Origin of the sequence: Bradyrhizobium sp. 215_C5_N1_1 (assembly GCF_052075935.1) — a bacterium.
GTDB classification, from domain to species: domain Bacteria; phylum Pseudomonadota; class Alphaproteobacteria; order Rhizobiales; family Xanthobacteraceae; genus Bradyrhizobium; species Bradyrhizobium barranii.
In genome coordinates this window covers 5050169-5062472 of record NZ_CP197228.1, presented here as the reverse complement: position 1 = coordinate 5062472, position 12304 = coordinate 5050169, and the positions used below count along the sequence as shown (strand labels likewise).

Below are 12304 nucleotides of genomic sequence, written 5' to 3'. Positions count from 1 at the left end.
TCTCCCGACGTGATTTCCGCTAGGGCGGCGATGCCTCGCGGGGCGTCTCTTTCATCGGTGCCTGCGGCCAGCGTGTCAGCGCCGCGTGTCCGGCCTCGGTCAGCCCGTAGATTCCCCGCTCAACGCGTTCGAACCAGCCATACACATTGCTAAGCAAGATCTTGCCGGCATCGGGACAGCGTTCGCGCAGTTCGCTCACGCGCCGCGGACCTCCCGCGAGCGCCGAGGCGCAGGCCAGCGCCTGCTGGCGATAGGCCGTCATGATCGGCGCGCGGGTGCTGCCACCGAGCACGGGATCGCCCTGGCGGCGCTGATGTTCGGCGACCAAGCGCGAACGGACCTTCGGCTCGCGGCGCGGCGCTGCCGTCGGCGGCTTCACCAGCACCTCGACCTGGCCGCGGTCAGTCACCCCAAGCATACCGAAGCCGAGGCGGCGGCAGAGATTGCGATAACGCGCATCGCTCTCGCGCCCCTTGCCGCGGATCGACATTTTTGCGGCGATCCAGACCTCGTCGGCTGCCGATGCACGATCGACCGCCTGGAGGATCAGCTCGAGATTGAAGGCGAGCTTGAGCTCGCCGATCACCACCACAGGCGGATCACCGGCGCTGAGACCGACGAGGTCGCAGCCGCCGATCTCGCCCTTGACCGTGAAGCCGAGCTCTTCGAGGAAGCGTTTGACGGGTAGATAAAGCGCGGTTTCCAAGGAAAGCGTCCGGGTCTTGCGTTCCGATCCGAGAATCAGTCGCGGCCAGTCTAGCCCGGAACGCAGTTGTGGCTCTGCGCCATTTGATCGGGAACCGATGGTGCGGTTATCCTGCGACCGGGACAGTCGGGCGCTTTACGAAGATGACGATCAGGAATGGCCTCTATCACATTCGCATCGAGATGCTGGATGCCGTCCAGGGCGGCAACCAGGGCGTCATGGTCCTGCGCGACGGCACCATGCGAGGTGGCGATTCATTCTTTTTCGCTTACGGCACCTACACCTCGGCCGACGGCAAGTGGAAGGGCGAGCTGACCAACGAGGAGCATTCGCCTTCGTTCGACGAGCGCCCGGTGTGGGGCCGCAAGGTCGTGACCATCGGATTCAGCGGCACCTACGCCGACGAGACCGCCTATGGCGAAGGCATTGCGCTCGCCGGCAAGCAGAGCATCCGCTTCAAAGGCAATCTGCGGCTATTAGTGCCGGACTAGACGCGGCCGCTCACCGGGATCAGCGCGCCGGTGACGCCGCTCGCGGCCTCGCTGGCGAGGAAGAGGATCACCTCGGCGAGTTCCTGCGGTGTCACCCATTTGGAGAAATCCGCTTTCGGCATGTCGGCGCGGTTGGCCTTGGTGTCGATGATCGACGGCAGCACCGCATTCACGGTCACCTTGCCCTTCCACTCGTTGGCAAGCGCCTCGGTGAGGCGATGCACGCCGGCTTTCGACGCCGCATAGGGGCCCATGCCGGAACCTGCCTGAAGCGCGCCCATGGCGCCGATATTGACGATGCGGCCGGCCCCGGATGCGGCGAGATGCGGCAGCGCCGCGTGCGAGGTGTTGAGGGCCGTCAGCACGTTGAGCGCATGCATGCGCTGCCACGTCTTGATGTCGCCGTCGCCCACGGTCTCGATCGCGAAGCCGCCGGCGATGTTGATCAGCGCATCCAGCCTGCCGAACTGCTTTGCCGCCGCCTCGACCGCCGTCTTCGCTTGCGCTGGGTCGGACAGATCGACGCCGCCGATCTCGATGCGCTCGGGCGTTGCCGACATCTGCGAGGGTGCGTGATCGATGCCGGCCACACGCGCGCCGCGCGCCAACGCTGTCTCGGCGACAACCTTGCCAAGTGCGCCGAGCGCGCCCGTCACGATCAGAACCTTGCCTTGCATCGTCGTTCTCCCGGCACGGCCGCTTACGATTGCAGATAGCGCGCCTTCAGCGCCGTTTGCTCCGGTGTGCCGAGCTTGAGGCCGTCGCGCAAGTAGGTTTCGAGATCGCCATATTCGTTGGAGACGGCCTCGAAGGCAGCACCAAGATATGAGGCTTCGACGCTGCCGATCGCATCGAGGACGTCGGCGGGAAGATCGGAAGCGTTCGATGCGTCCCGCTTGTAGTGCTGGTTGGTCAACAGGTAGTCCTCGGCAATGACCTCGTCGGTCACGCCGAGCGCATGCAGGATCAGCGCGCTTGCAAAGCCGGTGCGGTCCTTGCCGGCGGTGCAGTGGATCACCAGCGGCGCGCGGTCTTCCAGGAGATGGCCGAACAGCGCGCGAAAACTGTGCGTGTTGTGGCGGACATAGTTGCGGTAGGACTCCCGCATGAGCTCGAGCGCGACCGGCGCGGTGAGCCTGCCCTCAGCAAGCTCGGCGCGCAGCGCGGCGACGACCGTCGGCTCGATCGGCAGCGAATGCACGGTGATCTCGTTCACGACGCAGACGCCGGCCGCGCGCTCCTCGACGCCGCGAAAATCGAAGGCGCTGCGCACGCCCAGCGCACGGACGATCTCGACGTCGGCGGGCGTGAGCTGGCCGAGATGGTTGGAGCGGAAGATGTGGCGCCAGCGCGTGGTGCGGCCATCCGAAGTCGGATAGCCGCCGAGGTCGCGAAAATTGCTGGCGCCTTGCAGGGCGAGGTGGCGGGCAGGGGAATCTGGCATGAGATCAGCTTGGGTTACGTTTCCACTGGACGCACTACGGCGTCCTTGAGTGCATTCAAGGGGGCAATCATGAGCCGGCACAAGGCCATTGTTTTGGCGATCACCATGCTGTCGGGCGGAATTATCGGTGCGGGACAGGCGGACGCGCAGACGTTCCGGACCTATCGCTGCGCCGATGGTACGCAGTTCATCGTGGGATTTTATGACGATGACAAACGCGCCTTCCTCCAGATCGACGGCGAACCTGTCACGCTGAAGAAGCGGCTGGCGCTTTCTGGCACCCGCTATTCGGGGGCAGGGATCACACTGAGGATCGGCAAGACCGGAGCGACCACGGTCCAGCATCTGAAGCGGCCGGTCACTTCCTGCACGGTGATCGAAAAGCCCGCGCTCTAACCGGAAGTCCAGCAGGAATCAAAAAGGGCCGAAACCTCGTTGTTTCGACCCTTTTTCAAACTTCCGTCGGACGCTTGCGCGCGCGCGGCGGTATCATACCAAACACAAACATTAGCGTTCCCATTTGGGCTTTGCTTCGTCGACCGCATCCTGGTGGTACCAGCTGTCGCTGCAGATCGAGACGTTCGCAGGAAGCGAAGCATGATCGGCGGGAAGACGGGTGTCGCCATAGCGGCGTCCGGCGAGAGCCGCGCGGCCCCCGACAGGGAATTGGTAGATCGTTGCAGATCCGTGATTCAGACCATTATTCATCATTGCGATTGCTCCTGGGTCGAAGCGCCTTGGCCTCCATGGTGCGCCCGACTCGTTCGATTGTGGTTACTGGATTCCCCATATCGGCCGCGCATCCCGAATTGGAAAGTGCTGAAAAGGAAATCAGTTGCTGCCCAATCTGTAGGCAGGTGACCCTCTGCACCCCCTAAGGCACCGTGTCGGTGGCTAACGCCTGGGCCATTCCAAAGGTTGCTAGGCAGAGGCGCAGGACTTTGCGAAAGTTGCTGGACGTTGATGCGCGTTTCATCGGCAACCTCCGGCAACGGTGCGTCTGCTCCAGAATCAGGCGTTTTCCGCGGGATTTTTGCGGTGCAGCTTCACGCGAAGGTGCGCGGCTATGACGCACGCCGCCGGGGACGGTTTGCCGTCGGGGGCCGATCCCGGCCGCGGTGGAAAACCTCCCGCGCTGCGGCCTTTTGGCACGCAAAATGCTTGTAGAGGGTCGGCCGATGATGGCCGGGTACAAACGTGCGGGGGCTCTCAACCCCACCTTTCGCATCATCTACAGAGAGGCTCAATGACCAAGTATAAGCTCGAGTACATTTGGCTCGACGGATATACGCCGACTCCGAACTTGCGCGGCAAAACACAGATCAAGGAATTCGCGTCGTTCCCGACGCTCGAGCAGCTTCCGCTCTGGGGCTTCGATGGCTCCTCCACGCAGCAGGCCGAAGGCCACAGCTCCGATTGCGTGCTGAAGCCGGTCGCCGTGTTCCCGGACGCCGCGCGCACCAACGGCGTGCTCGTGATGTGCGAAGTCATGATGCCCGATGGCAAGACCCCGCACGCCTCCAACAAGCGCGCCACCATCCTCGATGACGCCGGCGCATGGTTCGGCTTCGAGCAGGAATACTTCTTCTACAAGGACGGCCGTCCGCTCGGCTTCCCGGCCTCCGGCTATCCGGCGCCGCAGGGCCCGTACTACACCGGCGTCGGCTTCTCGAACGTCGGCGACGTCGCCCGCAAGATCGTCGAAGAGCATCTCGACCTCTGCCTGGCTGCCGGCATCAACCATGAAGGCATCAACGCGGAAGTCGCGAAGGGCCAGTGGGAATTCCAGATCTTCGGCAAGGGCTCCAAGAAGGCCGCTGACGAAATGTGGATGGCCCGCTACCTGATGCTGCGCCTGACCGAAAAGTACGGCATCGACATCGAGTTCCACTGCAAGCCGCTCGGCGACACCGACTGGAACGGCTCGGGCATGCACGCCAACTTCTCCACCGAGTACATGCGTACGGTCGGCGGCAAGGAGTACTTCGAGGCGCTGATGGCGGCCTTCGACAAGAACCTGATGGACCACATCGCCGTCTACGGCCCGGACAACGACAAGCGTCTGACCGGCAAGCACGAGACCGCGCCGTGGAACAAGTTCAGCTACGGCGTTGCCGATCGCGGCGCGTCGATCCGCGTTCCGCACTCCTTCGTCAACAACGGCTACAAGGGCTATCTGGAAGACCGCCGTCCGAACTCGCAGGGCGACCCATACCAGATCGCTTCGCAGATCCTGAAGACGATCGCGTCCGTGCCGGCCGACAAGAAGGCCGCGGCCTAAGATCCTCCCGGCCCGGGCCGGGGGGCTGGCCCGGGTTGGTCTTCAATCCGCCGGAGCCGAAAAGGCTCCGGCGGATTTTTGCATTCCGATGACAGCCGTTGTTGTGGGTCTGCCGGCCATGCCGGCTTGAAGTCTGTCCATCGCCGGCGAAACCGGGATAGAATGCCCCGGGATGCGCGGGGCCGGGGACACGGCTGGTGTTTGAAGGCTTCTACAAGGTGCGATTTCAGCTCGGCGACGCGGTCGGCCGGAGCGTGATGCATGTCGGCAATGGCAAGATGCTCGGCGGCAATTCGGCCTTCGCTCATATCGGCACCTATGAGAGGACCGAAGCCGGCGTCGACATCGTCATCAAGACGGTCCGCCACAACCCGGACCCGAACTACCGCGCCATGGCCGGCACCGACGATGCGACCTTGCTTGCGAAAGGCTGGGCCGACGGCGATCTCTATCGCTTCAAGGGCGAGCTGAAAGAGCTGCCCGGCGTGCCCTTCCAGTCGGTGATGACGCCGATCACCGAAGACGAGGTGCCGATCGCGGGCGGCGTCGGGGAGGCCGGCATCGCCGACGGGCTCTATTCGATCCACCTTCGCATGCTCGACGGCGTCGATGGCGGCCTGACCGGCGTGATGTTGCTCAACCAGGGCCGCATCCTCGGCGGCGATGCCTCGTTCTACTATCTCGGCAGCTACACCGCGGCCAAGGGGCGCTGGAAGGGTCAGATCCTCAACCAGGAGCACACGCCGGCCAAGGACGATCCGATCTTCGGCGGCCATGAGGTCGGCATCGGTTTCTCCGGCACCTATGACGCGGAGCAGGCAGTGCTGGAGGCAACGGCGCTCGCCGGCAAGCGCAGCCTGCGCCTGACCGCCGCGCTCAAGCTGATGCACCGCGCCTGATCGCGACAGGAATAGCCCATGGAAAACATTCGCATGCTCTCGACGCTCGGCCTGATGGGCGCGATGCGCAGCCTGTCCTCCGCCTTCGAGGCCGCTCACGGCATCCATGTCGATGCCGACTTCGCGCCAACCCTGGCACTGCTGGAACGTCTGCGCGACGGCGAGCCCGCCGATCTCGTCATCCTGACCCGTGAGGGGCTCGACGAGATGATCGGCGATGGCCGCGTGGCCGCGGGTAGCGCGGCCGATCTGGCGCGCTCCTTCGTCGGCGTGGCCGTGCGGGCAGGGCAGGCGCATCCCGACATCTCCAGCGAAGCTGCATTGCGCAAGTCGCTGCTCGCGGCGCGATCCGTCGCCTATTCGCGGCTGGGCGCGAGCGGTGTCTATTTCGCCCAGCTGATCCAGCGATGGGGCATCGCAGCCGAGATCAACGCCAAGGCCACCATCGTCGAGCAGGGCTTTACGGCGGAGCGGCTCGTCAGCGGCGAGGCTGACCTCGCCGTGCAGCAGATCAGTGAGCTGAAGCAGGTCGAGGGCATCGAGGTCGTCGGCCCGATCCCGCACGATTTGCAAACACCGGCCGTGTTTTCCGCCGGCCGCATGGCCAACGCCAGACATGCCGAAGCGGCCGATCGGCTGCTGCGCTATCTGGCATCGCCGGAGGTCGTCCCGGTGCTGCGCCAATCGGGACTCGAGCCTTGAATTTGCCGGAGCAGAGACGCAACGTGGCGCCCATGCGGACTTGTCTCCTTGCCATCCTCCTCGCGCTTGCAGCGCCGTTATCGGCGCATGCGCAGTCGGCCGATCTCGTCCTGTGCGACCGGCTGGCCGCCGATCCCAGCGACCCCGACAAGCCGGCCGATGTGAAGGGCGTGACGGAGCTTGCTGCATCCGACATTGCGACCGCCGTCAAATTCTGCAAGCAGGCCGCACCGTCGTCGCGGCGCGCGATGTTCGCGCTCGGCCGCGCCTATGCCGCCAACCGGCAGACGGCGGAGGCGATCGCTGCCTGGCGCAAGGCGGCCGACAAGGGATCGAGCGCGGCGATGGTCGAGCTCGGCGTCGCCTACGGCACCGGCTCCGGTGTTGCGAAAGACGAAGCACAAGCGCGAAAGCTGTTCGAGAAGGCTGCGCAGGCCGGCAATCCTCGCGGTGTCAGCAATCTTGCTGCGCTCGGCGGCGCTGGCGGTGCTGCGCCGGCCGATCCCGCACAGGCGCGCGCGCTGCTCGGCAGGGCGGCCGAGACCAACGCGGAGGCGCAGTACCAGCTCGGCCTGATGCTCTCCAACGGCAACGGCGGCGAGAAGGACGACGTCGCGGCGCGCGCGATGTTCGAGAAGGCGGCGGCGCAAAACCATCCCGGCGCGCTGGAGCGGATGGGCGCCTTCGCGCAGGAAGGCCGCGGCGGCGCCAAGGACAAGGACGCCGCCAAGGCCTATTACGAGCGCGCTGCCGCGCTCGGCGACGAGGACGCCAAGAAGGCGCTGGAGCGGCTGCGCTGCCCCTATGCGATCAAGGACAAGCAGGGCAAGCTCGTCACCACGCTGTGCTTCTAGCTCACTTGTAGTAGTAGGCGACGTTGTTGCGGGCGTCGCGATAAGTCGTCTCGAGAAAGTCCGGATATTGAGCGGCCGCGCGCGCGACGGCGCGCACGACGCACTCCCAGAAATCGCCGTTCCAGTTGAAGTGCTCGAAGGTGGCATCTTCGAACTTCACGGCGGTGATGATGGCCTGCCGGATTGCTGCGTCATCGGCGCGTGGATGGGCGCGCTTCACATAACCGAACATCGGTCCCTCATGGGCGTGGTCGCGGTCGTAGCGGTATTTCTCGGCCATCTGCTGCGGGGTGAGGGTGCGATAGACGCGCACCTCTTCGTCGGTCGGGCGTCCGTCGAGTGTGTTGAACCGGTAGCGCCGGCACCAGAGCTCGAAGGCCGCATCGAGCAGCGGCTGCTTTGCAGCGCTGGCGATGATCGCTGCGATCTGCGCTTCGGCTGAAGGCTCTGTCTGGTTCATGCCGCTTTGTCGTGCGCTCGCTCCGGCGGGTTCGAAGGGGCCTCAAGGATGAACCAGCTCCGGCACGGGCCGTTGAACCACAACATGAGGAGGGCCGCCCGGGATCGCACGAAACAAAAAAGTCAAAAACAATCCCATGCACAGTAGCCAAGTCGTCGAAATCACTAAGTTCGTATTTTACGAAAATCAATTGACCCGTCGGGCAAAACAGGGGCATGATGGCATCATGCGGCGAGTGGGCTCCGCTCCCGGCCCTGCGCTGAAAAGCCGGATGACCTCGGTGCGTCTGAGTTCGTAGCGCATGATTCGAGGCTCCAGTTTCGGGGCTTGAATCATGTCCGCGGTGATACCATCAAGCCGCATTGGCCCTGCGAGGCGCCGCTAACTGGTTCGACCTGGTCGCGAATGACCCGCAACGGACCTCGCCTCTTAAGCCAACTGGTGACGTTCATATCCTGTCCGCGTTCCTCCTGTGATATTAATGACGCAATCGGCCAGATACGGCGCGCACTTTGTCGGAAGACCGATATTAGTCGGACACCGCGATGTTCCCCCGCTAAACCTGATACCGCAGAGCCCCGCTTAACGGGTCCATGCGCGACGGGCGCCGCAACGGCGCAACGGAATTTCAAACGTCGCTCTCTGGGCTGCGGGGAGATTTGGGTTGTCTTATTTTGTAGCGTCTGAAGGCGCGCTGGAAGCCGGCGCGGCCGTTGTTGCGCGCAAGCGATCGATTAGCCGCTTTGCGGCGCTGACCTTGGCCGCGTTGTCCCGCCGCCTGCTGGGCACCAGCTCCATGGTGGCGCTCGGACTGGTCCTGGCGACATCGACGCCATCGCGCGCCACCGACTGGACCGGCGGAACCTCAACCGACTGGTTCACCGCCACCAACTGGTCGGCCGGCGTTCCAACCAGCGCGGGCACCGCGAAGATCGACACCGTCGCGCCCAATGCCACAGTGGTCGGAGCGACCGGCGCGCAAGCGAACACTGTCATTGTTGGCTATTCAGACACCGGCACGCTGACGATCCAGAACGGCGGCACGGTGAGCAGCGGTCTCGGCTATCTCGGCCTCTTTGCCGGCTCGACCGGCACCGCGACGGTTGATGGCGCCGGCTCGGCCTGGACCAATTCCGGCTTGTTCATTGTCGGCCAAGCCGGCACCGGCACGCTGACGATCCAGAACGGCGGCGCTGTGAGCAGCGCCACCGGCTATCTCGGCGCCTTTGCCGGCTCGACCGGCACCGCGACGGTTGATGGCGCCGGCTCGGCCTGGACCAATTCCGGCAACCTCGTTGTCGGCAATTCCGGCACCGGCACGCTGACGATCCGGAACGGCGGCACGGTGAGCAACGCCGGCACCGGCTATCTCGGCGGCGCCTCGACCGGCACCGCGACGGTTGATGGCGCCGGCTCGGCCTGGACCAGTTCCAGCCTCATTGTCGGCTTTGACGACACCGGCACGCTGACGATCCAGAACGGCGGCGCGGTGAGCAACGTCACCGGCCATCTCGGCGTCAATGGCGGCTCGACCGGCACCGTAACGGTGGATGGCGCCGGCTCGTCCTGGACCAATTCCGGCGACCTCGTTGTTGGCAGTTTCGGCACCGGCACGCTGACGATCCGGAACGGCGGCGCGGGGAGCAACGTCATCGGCATCCTTGGCGCCAATGCCGGTTCGACCGGCACCATGACGGTCGATGGCGCCGGCTCGTCCTGGAGTTCCAGCGGGCTCTATGTCGGCAATTCTGGCGCCGGCACGCTGACGATCCGGAACGGCGGCACGATGAGCAACGCCGGGTTCGGCTATCTCGGCTTCAATGCCGGCTCGACGGGCACCGCGACGGTTGACGGCGCCGGCTCGACCTGGACCAATTCCGGCGACCTCAAAGTTGGCAATTCCGGCACCGGCACGCTGACGATCCAGAACGGCGGCGCGGTGAGCAACGCCGTCGGCTTTCTCGGCTCCCTTGCCGGCTCGACCGGCACCGCGACGGTTGATGGTGCCGGCTCGGCCTGGACCAATTCCGGCAACCTCGTTGTCGGCAATTCCGGCGCCGGCACGCTGACGATCCGGAACGGCGGCACGGTGAGCAACGTCATCGGCGATCTCGGCAACAATGCCGGCTCGACCGGTACCGTAACGGTGGACGGAGCCGGCTCGTCCTGGAGTTCCGGCGCGCTCTATGTCGGCGATTCCGGCGCCGGCACGCTGACGATCCGGAACGGCGGCGCGGTGAGCAACGCCACCATCGGCCATCTCGGCTTCAATGCCGGCTCGACCGGCACCGTGACGGTTGATGGCGCCGGGTCGTCGTGGACCAATTCCGGCCTCGTTGTCGGCTTTCGCGGCACCGGCACGCTGACGATCCAGAACGGCGGCGCGGTGAGCAACGTCGGCAACGGCTTCCTCGGCTACAATGGCGGCTCGACCGGCACCGCGACGGTTGATGGCGCCGGCTCGACCTGGACCAATTCCTTCAACCTCTTTGTCGGCTATTTAGGCACCGGCATGCTGACGATCGCCAATGGCGGCACCGTCTCGACGGCTTCGGGCATGCAGATCGCCGCTTTTGCCGGCTCGACCGGCACGCTCAATATCGGCGCCGCCTCCGGCCAGGCCGCGACCGCGCCGGGCACGCTGACCACGCCCTCGGTCGCGTTCGGGGCAGGCACCGGCAGCATCGTCTTCAACCACACCGCCTCGAACTACAACTTCGCCCCGGTCATTTCCGGCGCGGGGTCGGTGACGGTGGAGAACGGCACCACCATCCTGACCGCGACCAACACCTATAGCGGGGCGACCACGGTCAATGGCGGCACGCTGGCGGTCAACGGCTCCATCGCCAATTCGGCGGTGACGGTCAATGCCGGTGGCACGCTCGGCGGCAACGGCACCGTCGGCAATACCACCATCAACGGCGGCGGCGTGCTCGCGCCCGGCAATTCGATCGGCACGCTGACGGTCGGCGGCAATCTGGCGTTCAGCACCGGCGGCCTCTACCGCGTCGAGGTCTCGGCATCGGCCGACCGCACCAATGTCACAGGCGCCGCAACGCTCACTGGCGCCACCGTGCAAACGGTCTTCCAGCCGGGCAGCTATGTCAGCAAGAACTACACCATCCTGTCGGCGGCCGGCGGCCTCGGCGGCACCAGTTTCGGTGGCGTGAGCGGGCTGCCGAATTTTAATGCCGGCCTGAGCTACACGCTGTCCGATGTGTTGCTGAACCTCACGGCCTCGCTCGGCGCCGGCACCTCGCTGCCGGGCAATCCGCAGACCGTCGCATCCACGCTCAACAACTTCTTCAACAATGGCGGCGCGCTGCCGCCGGGCTTTGTCGCGCTGTTTGGTCTCACCGGCAGCAATCTTTCAGCCGCGCTGTCGCAAACCTCCGGCGAGACCGCGACCGGCTCGCAGCAGACGACCTTCAACGCGATGAACCAGTTTATGGGATTGCTGACCGATCCCTTCATCGACGGTCGCGGCGATGGCGTTTCAGCGGGATCATCGGCGGGCGCATCGGCCTATGCCTCGCCGGACAGGTCGCGCTCCGGTGCGGCGCGGGACGCCAATGCGATGTTCACCAAGGCGCCCGTCATGGCCGATCCGTTCGCGCAGCGCTGGAGCGTGTGGGCGGCGGGCTATGGCGGCTCGCAGACCACGGACGGCAACACGACACTCGGCTCCAACAACACGACCAGCCGCATCGCAGGCATCGCGGTCGGCGCCGATTACCGTATCTCGCCGAATACGCTGGCAGGCTTTGCGCTGGCGGGCGGTGGTACGACCTTCAGCACCGTCAATGGCGGCTCTGGCCGATCCGATATGTTCCAGGCCGGCGCCTTCGTCCGGCACAATGCGGGTGCGGCGTATCTCTCCGGCGCGCTGGCCTATGGCTGGCAGGACATCACCACCAACCGCACCGTGACGGTGGCCGGCATCGACCAATTGCGCGCGCAGTTCAACGCCAATGCCTTCTCGGGTCGCGTCGAAGGCGGCTATCGCTTTGTCAGCCCGTGGATGGGCGGCATCGGCATCACGCCCTACGCAGCAGGCCAGTTCACCACCTTCGACCTGCCGGCCTATGCCGAGCAGGCGGTATCCGGCGTCAACACCTTTGCGCTGGCCTACGCATCAAAGAGTGTCACCGATACGCGCAGCGAACTCGGCCTTCGCAGCGACAAATCATATGCGATGCCGGACGGAATCTTCACGCTGCGCGGTCGCCTGGCATGGGCGCATGATTTCAACCCCGGCCGCAATATCGGCGCGACGTTCCAGACGCTGCCGGGCGCATCCTTTGTCGTTGGCGGCGCCGCGCAAGCCAGCGACTCCGCGCTCGTCACCGCTTCTGCCGAAAAGAAATGGCTGAACGGCTGGTCCGCCGCCGCCACTTTCGAAGGCGAGTTCTCTCAGCTCACCAAGAGCTACGCCGGCAAGGGCGTCGTGCGGTATGCGTGGTGAGG

12 protein-coding genes are annotated in these 12304 nt (G+C 65.1%); 7 read left to right on the top strand and 5 right to left on the bottom strand.

Translation table 11 applies throughout. The features are described 5' to 3' along the window. Positions 1–19: 19 nt before the first annotated feature. Positions 20–706, bottom strand: a complete 687-nt coding sequence (locus tag AB7G19_RS24580) for a DUF2161 domain-containing phosphodiesterase (RefSeq protein ID WP_135216872.1) — start codon at positions 704–706, stop codon at positions 20–22. 143 nt (positions 707–849) lie between these two features. Here AB7G19_RS24580 and AB7G19_RS24575 point away from each other — a divergent pair, with 143 nt between their 5' ends. Next, positions 850–1197, top strand: a complete 348-nt coding sequence (locus tag AB7G19_RS24575) for a GrlR family regulatory protein (protein ID WP_354131230.1) — start codon at positions 850–852, stop codon at positions 1195–1197. On the opposite strand, the gene AB7G19_RS24570 is transcribed toward AB7G19_RS24575, so the two are convergent. Together AB7G19_RS24570 and AB7G19_RS24565 are read right to left on the bottom strand one after the other, a co-directional pair. Continuing rightward, on the bottom strand, positions 1194–1874 hold the full coding sequence (locus tag AB7G19_RS24570) for an SDR family oxidoreductase (protein WP_354131231.1): 681 nt from the start codon (positions 1872–1874) through the stop codon (positions 1194–1196). The two genes, AB7G19_RS24575 and AB7G19_RS24570, sit on opposite strands and share 4 nt — an antisense overlap. A gap of 23 nt (positions 1875–1897) precedes the next feature. Next, on the bottom strand, positions 1898–2641 hold the full coding sequence (locus AB7G19_RS24565) for a tyrosine-protein phosphatase (RefSeq protein ID WP_354131232.1): 744 nt from the start codon (positions 2639–2641) through the stop codon (positions 1898–1900). 69 nt (positions 2642–2710) lie between these two features. On the opposite strand from AB7G19_RS24565, the gene AB7G19_RS24560 reads away from it, so the two are divergent. After that, the gene (locus AB7G19_RS24560; protein ID WP_166105761.1) at positions 2711–3037 is read left to right on the top strand and encodes an MliC family protein; all 327 of its coding nucleotides are present in this window, start codon (positions 2711–2713) and stop codon (positions 3035–3037) included. Between the two features lie 111 nt (positions 3038–3148). Here AB7G19_RS24560 and AB7G19_RS24555 read toward each other — a convergent pair whose 3' ends face one another. Further along, positions 3149–3352 carry a DUF2735 domain-containing protein gene (locus tag AB7G19_RS24555; RefSeq protein WP_028147811.1) on the bottom strand — a complete coding sequence of 68 codons (204 nt, stop codon included), beginning with the start codon at positions 3350–3352 and terminating at the stop codon, positions 3149–3151. Positions 3353–3887: 535 nt separating this feature from the next. Between AB7G19_RS24555 and AB7G19_RS24550 the strand changes: the two genes are divergently transcribed. From AB7G19_RS24550 to AB7G19_RS24535, 4 genes are all read left to right on the top strand, one after another. Continuing rightward, a complete protein-coding gene (locus tag AB7G19_RS24550; protein ID WP_038943077.1) occupies positions 3888–4922 on the top strand; it encodes a glutamine synthetase beta-grasp domain-containing protein in 1035 nt (344 codons plus the stop codon). Positions 4923–5119: 197 nt separating this feature from the next. Continuing rightward, a complete protein-coding gene (locus AB7G19_RS24545; RefSeq protein ID WP_071914523.1) occupies positions 5120–5821 on the top strand; it encodes a GrlR family regulatory protein in 702 nt (233 codons plus the stop codon). A gap of 18 nt (positions 5822–5839) precedes the next feature. Then, positions 5840–6523 carry a substrate-binding domain-containing protein gene (locus AB7G19_RS24540; RefSeq protein ID WP_354131233.1) on the top strand — a complete coding sequence of 228 codons (684 nt, stop codon included), beginning with the start codon at positions 5840–5842 and terminating at the stop codon, positions 6521–6523. A 32-nt stretch (positions 6524–6555) separates the two neighbouring features. Beyond that, positions 6556–7377: a tetratricopeptide repeat protein gene (locus tag AB7G19_RS24535; protein WP_354131234.1), complete on the top strand. Its 822-nt coding sequence runs from the start codon at positions 6556–6558 to the stop codon at positions 7375–7377. Position 7378: 1 nt separating this feature from the next. On the opposite strand, the gene AB7G19_RS24530 is transcribed toward AB7G19_RS24535, so the two are convergent. Next, complete coding sequence (locus AB7G19_RS24530; protein ID WP_354131235.1) at positions 7379–7837, bottom strand: hypothetical protein; 459 nt, start codon at positions 7835–7837, stop codon at positions 7379–7381. Between the two features lie 664 nt (positions 7838–8501). On the opposite strand from AB7G19_RS24530, the gene AB7G19_RS24525 reads away from it, so the two are divergent. After that, positions 8502–12302 (top strand): autotransporter outer membrane beta-barrel domain-containing protein, encoded by a 3801-nt coding sequence (locus tag AB7G19_RS24525; protein ID WP_354131236.1) that lies wholly within the window; start codon positions 8502–8504, stop codon positions 12300–12302. Positions 12303–12304 lie beyond the last annotated feature (2 nt).